We start from the raw sequence: 16,193 nt of genomic DNA, 5'->3' as shown, positions 1-16,193 counted from the left end.
TTTCTCGGTAAGGTGAGCCAAGGCCAGGGCGATTGCCTGGCGCGGGAAGGCAAGGCAGGGCAATGTTGTCGGAGCAGAGACGCCAATCGATCCTGGGCGAGGTGCAACGCAGCGGACAGGTTCGCATCAAGGACCTGTCGGACGGGTTTGGCGTGTCGGAGGTCACCGTGCGCTCCGACCTCGAAATACTGGACCGCAAGGGACTGCTGACCAAGACCCGTGGAGGGGCGGTGACCCGGACCACCGATTCGACGACGGCCGCGTTCGCCCGCCGGATGCAAACGAACCTCGACGCAAAGAAGCGCATCGCCCGGGCGGCGCTGGACCTGTTCGAGGACAACCAATCGGTCATCTTCGACGGCGGCTCAACCTTGATGCAACTTGCCATGCAGTTACCGCCGCTCAGCAATGTCGTGGTCGCGGCCACGGCCATGAATATCGTGCAGCATCTTATGCATCGTCCTGGGCTCGACGTTCATATGATCGGCGGCCGGGTCTATCCCGACACGGTGAGCACGCTGATCACCGATGCCGATACGGCTCTCGGCGGCCTGGTAGCGCATCAGGTATTTGTTGGAGCGCATGCGATAGACTCGTCACTGGATGTGGTCGACGTGAACGAAGACATGGCGCGAACGAAGCGGAACCTCGTTCGCATGGCCCGGCGCGTTGTCCTGCTCGCCGATTCGAGCAAATGGGGCGTCAGCGGGACGTCCAAGGCATTTTCGCTGTCGGCCGTCGATGTGGTGATCACCGACGATGGCCTGCCCGGTCCAATACGCGGTGAGCTTGATAGGGTCGGGGCCAAGGTGATCTATGCCTGAAGCCGTCCCGGTCTCTGATGCGCGACGGAAGACGCGCATGACCCACGGGCTTCGCAGCGGCCGTCGGCCGTTTTTCATGCCGGTCATGTTCTCCTCCTCGCGCTGGCGGCCTCCCAATGCGCGCCAGAATTATCATAAGCTCTATAAAAATTTTACGCGCGTCAACATTTAAAATCCTGTATAGCGGATTGCGGGGGGGCGTGGGAACTGCAACGGTTCGTACAGCATGCCCTTGGCTTCGGAGGAAAGCTGGAAATGCACGGAAAGTCAGAGACAAAGCTCGGCATCGGTGTCATCGGCTGCGGCAACATCTCGATGACCTATCTGCGCAATGCAGCTCTCTTCGGTGGTGTCGAGCTACGCGCCTGCTCCGACATTTCCGCTGACATGGCCGAGCTACGCGCCAGCGAATACGGCATCCGAGCGATTGGCGTCGACACGCTGCTCGCCGACCCCGACATCGACCTCGTGCTGAACCTGACCATCCCGGCGGCGCATTTCGACATTTCGTTGTCAGCGCTCTCGGCGGGCAAGCATGTCTTCACCGAAAAGCCGCTGGCAACCTCTGCCGCCGACGGCCGCCGGCTTGTCGCCGAGGCGGCCAAGCGCGGCCTGCTGATCGGCTCGGCGCCGGACACATTCCTGGGTGCAGCCGGCCGCCGCGCGCGCCGGCTGATGGATGCCGGCGCCATCGGCAAGCCGGTGACCGGCACCGCTTTCATGATGGGGCGCGGCATGGAGCATTGGCATCCCAATCCGCAATTCTATTATCAGCCCGGCGGCGGTCCGGTGTTCGACATGGGTCCCTATTACCTGACCGTGCTGGTCAATCTGCTCGGGCCGGTCGAGCGCGTCATGGCGATGGCGACGCGCGGCCAGGAGGAGAGGCTGATCACGGCCGACGGGCCGTTCAAGAACACGACATTCAAGGTCGGCACGCCGACCAACATAATGTCGCTGCTCGAATTCCGCTCGGGCGCCACCGTCACCTTCGGCGCCTCATGGGATGTGTTCAAACACTCCAACCATCCGATCGAACTGCACGGGACCGAAGGCTCGCTCAGGCTGCCCGATCCCGACACGTTCGGCGGCACGGTCTCGCTGTCGGAACGTGGCGCCGACTGGGCCGATTTCGCCAGCGAGAGCGAACTCTACGGCGCCCGCAACTGGCCCTATTCCGCGCCCGACCGCGCCAATTACCGCATGCTCGGCGTCGCCGATCTGGCGCGCGCGCTGGCCGCGGGCAGAAAGCCGCGCGCCTCCGGTGAGCTGGCGCTGCATGTGCTTGAGATCATGGAGGCGATCCTGGCTTCGGGCGAAAGCCGTGGCTCGGTTGCCGTCAACGGCACGGTCGACCAGCCGCCGCTGCTTGGCGAAGAGGAAGCGGCAACCCTGCTTGCCTGACGGGAGGTTCGTCCGTGACATCGCCACCGTCCCTGCCGACACTCGATCCGGAGGCCCGGCATGTGCTCGAGCTCGGCAGCCAAGCCGGTGCGCCGCCGTTCGAAACGGGAACGCCAGAACAGGCGCGCCGTGCCTACAATGAAGGCTTCCCAAACCTGCAAGGCGAGCGTGAACCGGTCGCAGCACTCAGCGAGCGCATCATCGCCGGACCCGGCGATCCGCTGAGGCTCAGGATCTATCGCGGGCAGGGCGCGCCTTCGGCAGGCGCTCCGGCGCTGCTCTATCTCCATGGCGGCGGCTGGGTGATCGGCAATCTCGACTCGCATGACGAGATCTGCCGCTGGTTCGCCAACGAGGCAGGCGCTGTCGTCGTTTCCGTCGACTACCGGCTGGCGCCGGAACACAAATTCCCGGCGGCAATAGAGGATTGCCGAGCGGCACTTGCCTTCATGCAAAGCGCCGCGGACGAACTCGGCATCGACGCTGCCCGCATCGCGGTTGCCGGCGACAGCGCGGGCGGCAATCTCGCCACGGTGCTCGGCCTGCTCACGCGGGGGGACAAAAATCCGCCGGCAGCGCAGCTGCTGTTTTATCCCAACACCGATGCCGGGCAGACGACGGACAGCTATCGCCGCTTCGCCATAGGCTTTGGCCTGACCGCCTCGACCATGGCCTGGTTCCGCGACCATTATGTCCGCAATGCCGCCGACATCGGCGACTGGCGTACCTCACCGCTGAAGGCGGAAAGCCTCGCCGGTGCGCCGCCCACCTTCATCGCCATCGCCGGTCACGACATCCTCGCCGACGAAGGCGAGGCCTATGCCAGGCGTCTGCAGCAGGCCGGCGTGCCGGTCGTGCTGGAACACTGGCCCGGTCAGATCCACGGCTTCGTCTCGATGGGCCGTCACGGCCCGGCAGCGAGACAGGCGGTTGCCGCCGCCATTGCCGCGTGGCGCAGCTTCGATCCTGCCTTTGGAAAGGTTCAAGCGGACTGACGCATCACCAGGGCCGCGTCGAGGCTGACCTTTGGCGCGACGTTTGCCCTATCCTCGTTGAGCAAAGCGAGCAATGTCTCGACGCTGCGCCCCGCCATGGCGGCAAAATCCTGCGCGATGGTGGTCAGTGCGGGGCAGGTGTAGCGGCTCAGCGGATGGTCGTCATGGGCGGCGATACGCAGGTCGCAATCGGCCTTGCGGCCGATCTTCAGCCCTTTCGCGAAGGCTGCCGCCATCACGCCGAAAGCCAGGCGGTCATTCGCACACAGTATGGTCTTGCCGGGCAGACCCCCGGTCTTGCCCGGCAGGCCGCTGGCCCCGAGCATCTGTTCCATCTGCTCGTAGCCGATGCGCTCGAAATCCCATGTGTAGTCTCGGGTGTTGCCGATAACCACCGGCTCCTGGCCAAGCTGATGCATGGCGTCGACATAGCTGCTCAGCCGCTCCGGCGAATTGTGATTGACATGCGGGATATCGAAATAGACCGGGGCGTCGCCGGAGCGGCAGAGATAGTCGACGATGGTCGAGACACTCTGGGCATTGTTGTTGCCGACAAAGGGCGTGCCGCCTTCGAGATAGGTATCGAAATAGACGACCGGCATTGTCTGGGTCAGCTTCTCCAGCGTGCGCCGGTCCGAGCGCAAGCCGAGCGGCGCGATCAGCGCGCCCGAAACTTTCAGCGACAGGATGGTACGTGTCGCCTCCATTTCGAGCTCGGTCGAGCCATGCGAGGAGATGACGATCGGCCAGTAGCCCTCGTCGCGCAGCCGAAGTTCGATGCGGCTGACCATTTCGGAATAGAAGGGGTCGGTGACCGTCGGTACGACAATGCCGATGGCGCGGGTGCGCTTGCGGTTGAGGTTGCGGGCAAACAGATTGGGCTGGTAGTCGGATGAGCGCAACGCCTCTTCGATGCGCTTGCGCGTTGCCGGCTTGACGCTGGTCGGATCGTCGAAATATTTCGACAGCGTCGGCCTGGAGACGCCGCAGGAGCGGGCGAAATCCTCCATCGTCTTGTGCGTCATCGGCATTCAATCCCTCGTCTGGCACGCGCCAGAACCTCGGTCATCCCTTGACGCTGCCCAGGGTCCTGCAGCCGGCGCGTCCGCCACGCAACGGCGGACGAAATTTACAGGAAACGTCAGTGGGTTCAACGCGCAATGACAGATTATACCGTGCGTAAATTTGTTCAATTGACGCGAAAATTGTCCCGCATCAAAGTCTCGGTCACAAAGAGCGCTGAAACAGTCCAGGCACCATGACACAACAGATCGATCGGCTTCTTTCCCAGCTTTATCGTCGGCTCGATGCCGCCGCGATTGTGATCGGCGATGCTATCGATCCGCGCTACAGCGACGACCTCTCCGGCAAGGGCGGCGGCCAGCCCGAACTGGTCTTGCGTCCGCGCAACGCCGCCGACGTCGCCGAAATCCTGCGCATATGCAGTGGTATCGGCCAGAAGCTGGTCGTCCATGGCGGCCGCACCGGGCTGGCCGGCGGCGCGCGCGTGCAGCCGGGCGAAGCGGTGCTGTCGCTGGAGCGCATGACCGCGGTCGAAGCGCCCGACCGCGCCGCGGCAACCATCATCGCGGAAGCCGGCGCGCCGCTGCAAATGGTGCAGGAAGCGGCCGATGCGTCCGGCCTGATGTTCGGCGTCGATATCGGCGCGCGCGGCACGGCGACGGTCGGCGGCAACATCGCCACCAATGCTGGCGGCATTCGCGTGCTGCGCTACGGCATGTACCGCGCCCAGGTGCTGGGGCTGGAGGCCGTGCTTGCCGACGGCTCGATCCTGACTTCGTTGCGTGGCCTGGCCAAGGACAATTCGGGATACGATCTCAACCAGCTTTTCATTGGCAGCGAAGGCACGCTGGGCGTGGTTACTCGCGCCTGCCTGCGGCTGCATCCCAAGCCCGCCACCGAGGTTGCCGCCTTTTGCGCCCTTGGCTCGCTGGAGGCGGCGATTGCGTTGCTGGGGTTGCTCAAGCAGCGGCTCGGGCCCTTGCTTTCGGCCTATGAGGTAAACTTCTCGCCGCTCTACGGCGCCATGATTGCCGGCATGGCCGCGCCGGCGCCGCTGCCTGTCGGCGCGCCCGTCTATGTGCTGGCCGAGATCCAGGGCAGCCAGGCCGAGCTGGACGGCGAGCGTTTCGCTTCGGTGCTGATGCAGGCGGTCGAGGACGGCATCGTCGACGACGTGGTCGTCTCGCAGTCGCCACGCGAATTCCGTGCGCTATGGGATGTGCGCGAAGAGGCTAACCGATTCCTGTTTGCGATCGAGGGAATGCTCGGCGTCGACATTAGCATCCCGTTGGCGGCCATGGCGGATTTCCTGCGCAACGCCGAAGCCGCGATCCACGCCGTCGACAGCAGCGCCGAGATCTACGTCTTCGGCCATCTCGGCGACGGCAATCTGCACTATCAGGTCGACACCACGGAACCGGCGGCCGCCTATGAGATTATCTATCGCGGCGTGGCGGCATGCGGTGGCGCCGTCTCGGCCGAGCACGGCATCGGCCTCGACAAGAAGAAATGGCTGAACCTCGTGCGCAGCGACGCCGAGATATCGGCCATGCGCCGGCTGAAGGCGGCGTTCGATCCGCACAACATCCTCAATCCCGGGCGGATTTTCGATATCGTTCGATCGCCAGGAGGGATCTAACTTGCAGCTGGCGAGAGCAGCGCGTGGAAGTCGACCGTTCTCATCTGCTCGATGCCGTCCAGAGTCATATTTCCCGCGACATAGACGATGATCGCCAGACCGAGCCAGCCGATCCAGCGATACCTGGCAAGCAGCGCCGCCACCAGCGTCGAGGCGACCGCCATCAGAACCACCGACAGGATGAGACCGAACACCAGCGCATTCATGTCGTGGGCGGCGGCGCCCGCCACGGCCAGCACATTGTCCAGCGACATCGAGACATCGGCGACTACGATCTGCAGGATCGCGGTGCGCAGCGCCTTGGCCGGCCGCGCCGTCGCAAGTGCTGCGGCTTCAGTGTCGACGTCCTCGCCGTCGCCGGCCGAGCGCAACTCCTGGAACATGTTCCAGCACACCCAGAACAAAAGCATGCCGCCGACCAGCATGATGCCCGGAATTTCAAGCAGCTGCACCGCGATCACCGCAAAGACGATGCGGATCACCGCCGCCGCGGCAATGCCGGCGACGATCGCCTTCTGCCGCAACGCCTTGGCAAGGCCTGCGGCCGCCATGCCGATCACCACGACATTGTCGCCAGACAGCACAAGGTTGATGGTGATGACTTCCAGATAAGCGGCGACAGTCGTCTGGTCGAAACTCATAGAGCGGTCTCCCCGGAAGGCTCCGGCTGGTTGCGGCGGATCGGACCGATGTCTGCGCAAACGCGAAGACAGCTGATTTGAGTGCAGCCCGGCATTGAAACAAGACGCCAGCGCGGCCAATCGGTCCTCATCCACGGAATTCATCGCCGGGTCGTGATTTCCGACCAGAAATGCCCGCCCCAGAATGCCCATCATGGAAGGGAAGACAAAAGCGTTCCGCTTGCCTATCAATATTGCCGACCAAAGGAGAGACGAGCATGAGCAAGACGGCACTGATTTTCTGGGGCGGATGGGAGGGTCACACGCCGGCCCGCAGCGCCGCTGTCGTCAGCGAGATATTGACCGGGCATGGCTTCGAGGTGCGGATAGAAGAGGGCACATCCGCGCTCGCCGATCCGCAGCTCCCGGTCATCGATCTGATCGTGCCGGTGATCACCATGTCGACGATCGAGAAACCGGAGCTGCAAAACCTCACCGCCGCCGTCAGCGGCGGAACCGGCCTTGCCGGCTTCCACGGCACAATGGGCGACAGTTTTCGCAACGAGCCGAACTATCAGTTCATGACCGGCGGCCAATGGGTCGCGCACCCCGGCGACATCATCGACTACCGTGTCGACATCATCAGCGACGATCCGATCGTCAGGGGTATCGAGGGTTTCGCCTACCATTCCGAGCAGTATTACATGCATGTCGACCCGAGCAACGAGGTGCTGGCGACGACGACGTTCAGCGGTGAGCATCTCGACTTCATCGACGGCGTCGTCATGCCCGTGGTCTGGAAGCGCCGCTACGGCAAGGGCCGCGTCTTCTTCAGCGCGCTCGGCCACACCGCGGATGAGTTTTCCGTCCCGCAAATGCGCACCATCTTCGAGCGTGGGGTGCTGTGGGCCAGCCGGTAACCGGGGCCTGTCCGAGCAAGCAACGGCGATATCACGACTCCGCTACTCGCTAAGCCGCGGCTAACGCTCTATGCTGGCTGAGGTCACGGCGTTCGACCGCCGTCATCGCAACTGAAATGTGTTGTCACGGGGACATGCATGTTCGGGGTCGTCGGATTAGTAAGGCATGGAAAGCCGTCGCAGCGCTGGCGTCCGCCCGCTCTGGTGGTCGTGGTGTTCGGTCTGTTGCTGCTTGCGCCGCACGCGGCCAACGCGCAGCTGAACTGGACGCTCGATCCGGCGAATTCGACGCTCACCTATCAATCGGTGAAGAAGAACACCATTGTCGAAACCAACAAGATCAGGAACCTCTCGGGCACGCTGACATCGGATGGCGCCGCCAAGGTCACGTTCGACCTCAACTCGGTCGACACCGGTATCGACCTTCGCAATGTCCGCATGCGCTTCCTGTTCTTCGAAACCTTCAAATTCCCGACGGCGGAAGTGACGGCGAAAGTCGATCCCGCCGCTTTTGCCGATCTCGCCACCAAACGGCGCATGAGCGCGCATATCCCGTTTCGCCTGAGCCTGCACGGCGTCGACAAGGACCTTGAGGCCAATGTCGTGGTCACCATGATCACCGACAGCATGGTGTCGATCGCCTCGGAGGCGCCGGTCGCCGTGCATGTCGAGGATTTCGGCCTGTTGCCCAACATCGAAAAACTCCAGCAGGCGGCCAATGTCAGCAGCATCGTCCCGACGGCTTCGGTGTCGTTCGACTTCGTCTTCACCGCTGATGGCGCCAAGCCTGCGGCCACGCCTGCCGTCGCGGCCGCAGCCCCAGCCGACGCCGGGCCGGTCGCCACAGATGCAGGCAAGACGTCCTTCAGCGACGATGAATGCCTGAACAGGTTCGAGGTGCTGTCGCGCACCGGCGCCGTCTATTTTCGCCCAGCCAGCGCTCGGCTCGATGAAAAGAGCCGCCCACTGCTGGCCGAGGTGGTCGGCGTCGTCGGCAAATGTCCGAAACTGAAGGTCGAGGTTTCGGGCCATACCGATTCCGACGGCTCGCCGACGGCCAACAAGAACCTGTCGGAACGGCGCGCCAAGGCGGTCGCCGACGCGATCATCGCTGCGGGCATTCCATCGGCGCAGATCACGGCTTCCGGCTATGGCGAGGAAAAGCCGGTGGCGCCGAACGATACGCCGAAGAACAAGGCGCTGAACCGGCGGATCGAGTTCTCCGCCACGCCGCTCTCCAACTGAGCCGGTCCTTAACTGAGAAGGCCCGTCAACCGAAAAGGAACCCGGTGCGTTTGGACATCATTGCAAGTTGCGGCAACTTCATGCGCGGCATCGGCCTCGCCGTGCTGGCGCTTGCGTTGACCATGACCATTACCATGACCGCGGCCAGTGCCGAACGCCGCATCGCCCTGGTGCTCGGCAATTCCCATTACCGGAACGCGCCGGTGCTGCCCAATCCGGTGAACGATGCGCAGGCAATGTCCGATCGCCTGAAGGGGCTGGGCTTCGAAATCGTCTCCGGCCTCGATCTCACCAAGGCGCAGACGCAGGAAAAGATCGCGCAATTCGCGCGGCAGGTGCGTGGCGCCGATATCGCGCTGTTCTTCTATGCCGGTCATGGCCTGCAGGTCTCGGGCAGGAATTACCTGCTGCCTGTCGATGCGGCGCTGGAAGACGAGACCTCGCTCGACTTCGAAGCCGTGCAGGTGGACTTCATCCTGCGGCAGATGTCGCGCGAGACCAGCATCAGGCTGGTGTTCCTCGACGCCTGCCGCGACAACCCGCTCGCCGATGTGCTTGCCAAGGAGACTGGCGGCGACAGCACGGCAAGCAGCGGCCTTGCCGAAATACCGATCGAGAATGGCGGCGCCGGCACGCTGGTCGCCTTCGCTGCCAGTCCCAACCAGCTCGCCTATGACGGACCGGGCGAGCACTCGCCATTTTCGGCGGCGCTGCTTGCCCATATCGGCGAGGTCAACGTCTCGATCACCGAAGCGATGAACCGGGTTACGTCGGATGTGTTCAAGGCCACAGCCGGACGCCAGCAGCCCTGGGTCAACGTTTCGCTGACCACCGATGTCGTGCTTCACAAGGTCGATCTCAAGGCGCCGCTGATCGTCGGCGATTCCGGCGCGGCTGCGCCCGAAGGCGATACGCAGGCGCGCACCGGCGCGGCCGCCAATCCGCCGGGTACGGACGCCGGCGAGCAGGCGGTGGAACAGCTGCGTGAGGAAATTCCGAAGCTGGGCTCGGACGCGCCAGTCCTTTTCGACGTTCCGGTCAATTTCGGCGACCCGGCGATCGACGGCAAGAGCATCGCCCAACTCATCCAGGGCAAGCCGCACTTCAGTCCGGTCGAGGGCCTGGAAAAGTCCGTCTGGGACAACCAGTGCAGCAACTGTCATCAATGGACCGAGGAGCGGCTGTGCGACCAGGCCAAGACCTACGTCACCAATGACGTCTCGGTGTTGCGCCTGCAACACCCGCTGGGCACGCGCTTCAAGGTGGCACTCGGCAAATGGGCGCAAAACGGCTGCAAATGAGACCGCCAACAATGGGTTGGATCAGATTTCAATGAAATCTCATCACGATCCAGAGCAATCAGGCTCGGCGCAGCGCCTCGGTTTCGGCCAGATGGATGCCCATCTCGACAAAGGCGGTGAGCACGGAGAAACGGTCCGCCACCGCAACCCGCGCCAGTCCGGCCAGTATGCCGGCATTGACGGCATGCGCAGCCGGCAGCGGCCGCAGCCTCGACCCGTTGGCCTGCTCCGCCAGGCCATTGATATGCCGTTGCGCCGCGAGCGCGATCCAGCCGGCAGGCGTGTGCTGCTGCGTCATCGCCGCCCCGGCGACAGCCTCCCGGCGGCTTGCATTGTTGGGTTCGCCGACCCAGTCCTGGATCAGTGCCAGCGTTTCGAGGTCCTGCTCTTCGAGCAGTTCGGTCAGATGCCCCAGGCACTCATGGCCCCACCAGATTGCGGCCCGGTCAGGCAGGAGATAGGCGCAAAAGGTAATCGCTTCCTCGGGGATGCGCCCGGCCATCAGCCGGCGGCAGAACTCGATCGAGGGTTGGTCGGTCGGAACGGCCGTCATGTCCCGGGCGACAGCCGTGTTCGCGGCGAAGAGATCGCGTGCGGTCTGGAATCGAAGCCCGTTGACCATCGCTGCTGTTATCCTCCCCCAGCCCTCACTCAACCCGCCTGCGAGGCGCGGGTCAAGTCTGTCGACCACCACATGTCCATGACGTTGTTCACAGACAAACGCCTCACGGTTTGGTATATTCCACAGCCGACCGTGATCTCGACAGATCATTGTCGAACAGGAAGAGTTGGCCCGGATCCATGGATCGGGCCTGAGTGAAAATCGGATGCTCGAAACGGGAGTAACCGTTATGCAGCGGCACATTTCAGTCTTGGCATTGGCGACCGTGCTTTTCTCGACTCACGTCTATGCCGACCCACTTCAGAAATCGGAAGACATTGTGAAGTTCTTTGCCGGCACGATCGATCACGGCGCGGCACGCGGGATTTGTGTCGGCACCGAGGACGAGTGCAAGAGCAAGACCGGCCAGAAAGAAAAGCCTCCGGAGAAGACCGGCCTCGATATGCTGATCAATTTCAGCCTGGATTCGTCCGAGCTCGACGCCAAGGCGCGCAGCGAACTCGACGAATTCGCCAAGGCGCTGAAGGACGATCGGCTGAGCAAGCTGTCCTTCGTCGTCGAAGGGTATACCGACGCATCCGGCTCGGCGACCTACAATGAGGGGCTGTCGCAGCGCAGAGCGCAGTCGGTGACGGCCTTCCTCGAATCCAACGGCATTGAAGGCACCCGCATCAAGGCGGTCGGTCTCGGCGAGGCCAATCCCCGCAACCCCGACCCCTACGATCCCGTCAATCGCCGGGTCGAGATGCGGATCAAGGCGCAGTAGCGTCTTTCGACGCACGCCTCTCTGTAGATTTACCAACAACGCCGCGCGTCCAACGGACACGCGGCGTTGTTGTTGTTCGATGTGATCGATCAGTTCTTGAGCACGCCGCCGACCGCTACGCCGGTGCCGAAGATCAGCGCCTTGGTCAGGAAATCATTATTGTCCCGCGGCGGCGGCTCATCCTCGCGCACGACCTCGCGGTTGCGCCTTTTCTGCACGAACTGCTGTTGTCGGCGCGGCTTCTGGGCGTACTGCTTCTTGCGTGGCTTTTCCGCCACCGGCTTGAGCGTGCGGGCCTTCTGCACCACCTGTTTTCTCGGCTTGTCCACGCCGGCCTGGTCGGCCTCATGCTTGGCACGCACGGCCTCCATCATCGGATCCGTCTGGATAACCAGGAACGCCAGTTGCTCGCGCGTCAGGAAGGTGGTCGGAGGCAGCCCGTTCCCCTCTTGCCAGTCGCCGATCGCTTGCCTTGTCTTGGCGCCGATATTGCCGTCGACGCGGCCAAGCTCGTTGCCCAGCGCCTCGACGCGCAATTGCAGGTCGATGCGGCCCTGGCGATCGAGACCGATCGCGTTCTCCGTCGCCTCGGTGCCCAGCACCTTCTTCATGTCCTCCGAAATGCCGACCGAGGTGCGCACGGCAGAACCCGAGTTCGCTTCGTCGGCATCGAGCGCTGCCACCTGCCGTTCCTGGGCTTTCGGATCGTTCAGCGCATCGATGTTGAGCCGCGCCACCGTGGCGAAGCGGCCATTCGGGAACTGTTCGAGATAGGCTTCGTAGAATGGCGCGGTGTTGCGCTTCGAGGCCTCGTCCCACAGGCGCTGCTCGACTTCCCATGAAGGCGGTTCGCTGGTGACGAGAGCGGGGGCGGGCGCTGCCGCGGCGTTCGCGTCATCGGCGGCCGGTTTTGCCACCGGCACGGCTTCGGCGGCCGGTTTGCCAAGGAAAACCTCGCGGCCCAGCGATGCGTTGTGCCATGGCCGCTGGCGGCCTTGCGTGGTCTCGGCCACTTCGCCGCGCACCCGCGTCAGCGCGCTCTGGATCTCGACGCCGGGTTCGGTCAGGTGCCTGGCGAGCGCGGTCGAGTAGGGGCTGTCGACGCCGTTGCCGTCAAAGGCGATGGCGCCCGGGTCGGTGGCATAGGCAATCAGGATGCCGCCGGTGCCGACGCCCTCTGATTTAGGGTCGATCGGCGCCAGGCCGGTGCCCAGCGCGGTGGAGCGGGTCTTCGGCATCGCGGCCGCCAGCGTGCGTGCCAGCGGATTGTCGCGGCAGGCATCGAGGATGATGACGCCGACCGCCGGGTCGGGCGGCAATGCGGCCATGAAGTCGTCGATCTGGACGGTGCGGGTCTTGAGATAGGCAGGTGACGTCAGTTCGGCGTCGACCGGGATCAAAAAGTTCTTGCCGTCGACCTGCATGCCGTGGCCGGCATAGAAGATGACGGCGAGGTCGGCATCGTAGGACTGCTCGGTGAATTTGCTGATCAGGCTGTGCATGCCGGCATTGTCCTGGTCGACGCCCTCGATCACCTCGAAGCCGGCATTGCGCAGCGTCGATGCGATGAGATGCGCGTCATTGGCCGGATTGGGCAACTCGACGGAATGGACGTATTTGCTGTTGCCGATGACCAGCGCGACGCGTTTGACGCCACCGGCATCCGGCGCCGCCGCCTGGACGGTGCCAAGCGCGGTCAGCATTAACAGAAAAAATCCGCTCAAAAGGACGGCAAACGCTTTCATGGGATCGGCCCTCCGCCCCAATGGGGCGCGTTATTGATGGCTGTGCATGCTAAATTTCACCAGCGACTGTATCGCTTCTGCCAAAATGGCTGTTGGGCGTATGTGATCCCAGCCACAGTTTTGGTTCACAAGGACCCAAAAACCTTCCCAAATATCCGCAAACATACCATTCGCCGGCCTCAGAACCAATCGGCTTGGCGAAAGCCGGGGCGAACTGCCAGCTCTAGCCCGGCTCAAGAGTATTTTGGATCGAGCCGACCAGTGCCGTTATCGCCTGCTTGTATTTTTCGAACTCCGGCGATGTCTGGCGGACTTCCGTCGTCGTCTGCTGGCCCGCATCGGTGGTGGCGGGCGTCGGCAATTTGCGGCCCATCTTCCGTTCCGCCCAGTCGACGACGTAGCTGGCGGTCTTGCCGGCAAGAAACGGGTTGGCCTGGATAACGGACGAGCCGAGCACGGCGCTCAACTGCGCCGATCCCGGCGACGCCAGCACCTGATGGGCGCCTTCCATACCGAGGAAATGGCAGAGATAGAGCCGGCCGGCGGTGATCTGGTGGCCACGCGCCTTGAGATAGGCTTCGCCCTCGCGCGCCAGATTGCGCACCATCTCACGCGAGATGGTGGCGTCGTAGCGCAAAGCGAGCAGGTCTGCGGTCGACAGCGAGCGCGCCAGTTCGGGACGATAGGTGTTCATCATCCGGATCCAGGTCTTGGATATGAACTGGCCGGCGCCTGTCGCCGAAGACAGCGGGTTCTTGGCCCGCGCGCTACCGCCCGATTCGACGTGGACGATACGGTCGGTCAGCGTTTCGACGGCGGGATCGCTGGAAGTGACGGCGATTGCAGCGGTCACTGTTCCGAGCGGATCGATCGCCTGACCGCTCTGATAGAGTTCGAAATGCAAATGTGGCCCGGTCGACAGGCCGGTGGTGCCGATATAGCCGATAATGTCGCCGGCCTTCACCTTGGTGCCGACACCGCTGGCAATGGCGAATTTCGACATATGCGCGTAGCGCGTCTCGCGGCCGCCGCCATGGGCGATCTTGACCACATTGCCGTAGCCGCCGCCGTCGCCCTGGAAGATGATCTCGCCGTCGAAGGCTGCTGCGATCGGGGTCCCCACGGGTGCTGCCCAGTCGACGCCCTTGTGGATGCGAACAACGCCCAGGATCGGATGCTTGCGCGGCCCGAAGGTCGACGTCATGACACCGTTGACCGGCGTCACCATGCCGTTGGCCACCGTCAGCGAGCGCACCTGGTCATCGCCCGAGACGCAGGAAAACTGGCCGTTGCCCTGCTGGAAAACGAAACAATCCAAGCTCTTTTGCGTGCCTTGGATACCGACATAGAGCACCCGTCCGTCGGTCTCGTTCTTGCCGCGCGGCGTCTGCGAATAGATCAGCACAAGGCGCTGGTCCTCGCTGGCGAAAGCATCCAGATCCTGTCCGCGCGACAGATACATGATGGCTTCGCCGATGATGCCGCTCGGCACATTGTTGCGGGCCGCCGTCGAGTAGATCGCGTCGAGCAGGCGGTATTGCCGTTTCTGCGTGCCTTCGGTCTCGGCGCCCGAATAATTGAACAGGTCCTCGCGCACCCACGGGTCGACGCCCGACACGAAGGCGCCCGCCGCGTTGCGTGTCAGCGTGCCGACAAAGACGTTCCTGGCGTAGATCGAAACCTGCATCAGCGACATCGTCGTGGTCTCGCGCGTCGGCCTGAAGCCGCGCATCGCCACGACATAACCAGGCTGCAGGCCGTCCTTGTCGAACAGCGCCTTCAGCGCCTCGCCGGCAAGCTTTGCGTCGTCGGCGGAAAAATGCGCATCGAGCGCCACGCTGTCCAGGCTGCGGTCGTTGAGGATTTTCACGAAAATGTCCTCGGTCGCCTCGAAGCGCTGATATTCCGAGCTGACGCTGGCAACGCTGGTGTTGTTTTCGACCGGTGTCTTCTGAAAGGCGGGGAGTGCTGCTTCGCCCTCATCGATGGTCTCGCCCCAGCCGGCCTCGGGGTCATCGGCCGCCGTCGATGCACCCGGAGCGACCTGCGGGTCAGGAGCTGGGCCGGAGGCCGCCGGAGCCCCGTCCGCGCCGGGCGATGGCTTCAGATCGTTCTGCAGGTCATTCTGCGGATCGCTGGTTTCGGCGGGTGGCGCGACCGCGGTCTTCCGCTGCGCCTGGAAGAAGGCGAAATCCTCCTGCGTCGAGGGGATCGTCGTCATGAATTTTTCGCTGGCGCTCAGCATCACGTCGGAGAGAACCATGATCTGAGGGGAGATGCCGGCCTGGTCGAGCTCCGTCGGGCGCGGCATCCCGCGGCTCTTGGCGGCGCCCGCCTCCGGCGCCAGTGTGATCCACATCGGGTCGCCGGCAAGGTCGATGATGGCCGGCACGTAGACCGATGCGTCGGCCGGCACGTCGTCCGAGCCTTCGACGGCGTGCAGTTCCTCGTCTTCGTCGCCGAACGACCAGTAGTCGGCGGTAAGATAAAAGCCGGTGGCAATCGCGGCGAGGACGATTGTCGCCAGGCCAGCCGCCAGCCCGATCCAGATCCTGCGCCTGCGCAGCGCGGCGCGCGCCTGCTTCTTTGCCTTGAAGCTGGTGTCGATGCTGTGCGTCACGGTGCGCTTCCGGTCAGGAAGAAGGTCCAGCGCACCTGTTCCTGCGTGTCGACTTCGAGAAACTTCGCGGCGATATGGCCGCGCTGCCAGCATTCATCGATGCCGCGGATCGAAAACCGCCGCCGCTCGATGCACATGTCGGTGGAGCCTGCCAGAATGGCGTGGCCGAAGACATCCGTCGCGTAGATGTAGATGTAGCGGTTGGTCAGCTCCTCGCGGATGACGTTGACGCATTGATTGGCGCCGATGGTCCACCAGCCATCGGTCTGGTCGGCATCGTCGACCTTCTGGCCGACGGCAAGATTGACGACGTCGAGCGTCTGGTTGCAGACGGTGAATTCGGCGCGCGCCTGCCCGGTGGAAAGAAGCGCCAGCAACAGCGTCGCGACCGCGCTCGCGGCGAGCTTCACCCGCACGTTCCGGGCAAGCAGGACGGGATCACGGCGACGGCGTTGCATCGGCGTCGGTG

At 63.6% G+C, this 16,193-nt stretch carries 14 protein-coding genes; 8 read left to right on the top strand and 6 right to left on the bottom strand.

What is annotated here, in order from left to right; translation table 11 throughout:
* The first annotated feature begins 62 nt into the window (after positions 1-62).
* The 3 genes from NKL04_RS17470 to NKL04_RS17460 all read left to right on the top strand — a co-directional run bounded on the left by NKL04_RS17470 (position 63) and on the right by NKL04_RS17460 (position 3,223).
* Complete coding sequence (locus NKL04_RS17470; protein WP_023682641.1) at positions 63-824, top strand: DeoR/GlpR family DNA-binding transcription regulator; 762 nt, start codon at positions 63-65, stop codon at positions 822-824.
* Between the two features lie 255 nt (positions 825-1,079).
* The gene (locus NKL04_RS17465) at positions 1,080-2,228 is read left to right on the top strand and encodes a Gfo/Idh/MocA family protein (protein WP_023699779.1); all 1,149 of its coding nucleotides are present in this window, start codon (positions 1,080-1,082) and stop codon (positions 2,226-2,228) included.
* Between the two features lie 14 nt (positions 2,229-2,242).
* On the top strand, positions 2,243-3,223 hold the full coding sequence (locus NKL04_RS17460; RefSeq protein ID WP_023699778.1) for an alpha/beta hydrolase: 981 nt from the start codon (positions 2,243-2,245) through the stop codon (positions 3,221-3,223).
* Here the strand turns inward: NKL04_RS17460 and NKL04_RS17455 are convergent.
* Positions 3,211-4,254, bottom strand: a complete 1,044-nt coding sequence (locus NKL04_RS17455; RefSeq protein WP_023699777.1) for a LacI family DNA-binding transcriptional regulator — start codon at positions 4,252-4,254, stop codon at positions 3,211-3,213. The genes NKL04_RS17460 and NKL04_RS17455 overlap by 13 nt on opposite strands.
* Positions 4,255-4,481: 227 nt before the next feature.
* Between NKL04_RS17455 and NKL04_RS17450 the strand changes: the two genes are divergently transcribed.
* On the top strand, positions 4,482-5,885 hold the full coding sequence (locus NKL04_RS17450; protein ID WP_023699776.1) for an FAD-binding oxidoreductase: 1,404 nt from the start codon (positions 4,482-4,484) through the stop codon (positions 5,883-5,885).
* Here the strand turns inward: NKL04_RS17450 and NKL04_RS17445 are convergent.
* A complete protein-coding gene (locus NKL04_RS17445) occupies positions 5,882-6,526 on the bottom strand; it encodes a YjbE family putative metal transport protein (protein WP_023699775.1) in 645 nt (214 codons plus the stop codon). The genes NKL04_RS17450 and NKL04_RS17445 overlap by 4 nt on opposite strands.
* A gap of 257 nt (positions 6,527-6,783) precedes the next feature.
* On the opposite strand from NKL04_RS17445, the gene NKL04_RS17440 reads away from it, so the two are divergent.
* From NKL04_RS17440 to NKL04_RS17430, 3 genes are all read left to right on the top strand, one after another.
* Entirely contained in the window at positions 6,784-7,425 is a 642-nt protein-coding gene (locus NKL04_RS17440) for a ThuA domain-containing protein (RefSeq protein ID WP_023699774.1), read from the top strand.
* A gap of 138 nt (positions 7,426-7,563) precedes the next feature.
* Positions 7,564-8,670, top strand: coding sequence for an OmpA family protein (locus NKL04_RS17435; RefSeq protein WP_352723883.1), 1,107 nt, complete (start codon positions 7,564-7,566; stop codon positions 8,668-8,670).
* 44 nt (positions 8,671-8,714) lie between these two features.
* The gene (locus tag NKL04_RS17430) at positions 8,715-9,971 is read left to right on the top strand and encodes a caspase family protein (protein WP_031209013.1); all 1,257 of its coding nucleotides are present in this window, start codon (positions 8,715-8,717) and stop codon (positions 9,969-9,971) included.
* Between the two features lie 58 nt (positions 9,972-10,029).
* Here the strand turns inward: NKL04_RS17430 and NKL04_RS17425 are convergent, their stop codons facing one another.
* Positions 10,030-10,593 (bottom strand): DUF6931 family protein, encoded by a 564-nt coding sequence (locus tag NKL04_RS17425; protein WP_023699771.1) that lies wholly within the window; start codon positions 10,591-10,593, stop codon positions 10,030-10,032.
* Between the two features lie 229 nt (positions 10,594-10,822).
* Here NKL04_RS17425 and NKL04_RS17420 point away from each other — a divergent pair, with 229 nt between their 5' ends.
* Positions 10,823-11,359 (top strand): OmpA family protein, encoded by a 537-nt coding sequence (locus tag NKL04_RS17420; protein WP_023692200.1) that lies wholly within the window; start codon positions 10,823-10,825, stop codon positions 11,357-11,359.
* 89 nt (positions 11,360-11,448) lie between these two features.
* On the opposite strand, the gene NKL04_RS17415 is transcribed toward NKL04_RS17420, so the two are convergent.
* The 3 genes from NKL04_RS17415 to NKL04_RS17405 all read right to left on the bottom strand — a co-directional run bounded on the left by NKL04_RS17415 (position 11,449) and on the right by NKL04_RS17405 (position 16,182).
* Positions 11,449-13,062, bottom strand: a complete 1,614-nt coding sequence (locus NKL04_RS17415; protein ID WP_023699770.1) for a caspase family protein — start codon at positions 13,060-13,062, stop codon at positions 11,449-11,451.
* 265 nt (positions 13,063-13,327) lie between these two features.
* A complete protein-coding gene (locus NKL04_RS17410; protein WP_023699769.1) occupies positions 13,328-15,724 on the bottom strand; it encodes a M23 family metallopeptidase in 2,397 nt (798 codons plus the stop codon).
* Positions 15,721-16,182: a DUF1036 domain-containing protein gene (locus NKL04_RS17405; RefSeq protein WP_023667922.1), complete on the bottom strand. Its 462-nt coding sequence runs from the start codon at positions 16,180-16,182 to the stop codon at positions 15,721-15,723. The genes NKL04_RS17410 and NKL04_RS17405 overlap by 4 nt, the downstream gene beginning before the upstream one ends.
* Positions 16,183-16,193: the final 11 nt, after the last annotated feature.

The sequence above is a fragment of the Mesorhizobium sp. C264A genome (assembly GCF_040324515.1).
Taxonomy (GTDB): Bacteria; Pseudomonadota; Alphaproteobacteria; order Rhizobiales; family Rhizobiaceae; genus Mesorhizobium.
The sequence above is the reverse complement of the archived record's forward strand: the minus strand, read 5'-3'. Positions and strand labels throughout refer to the sequence as shown.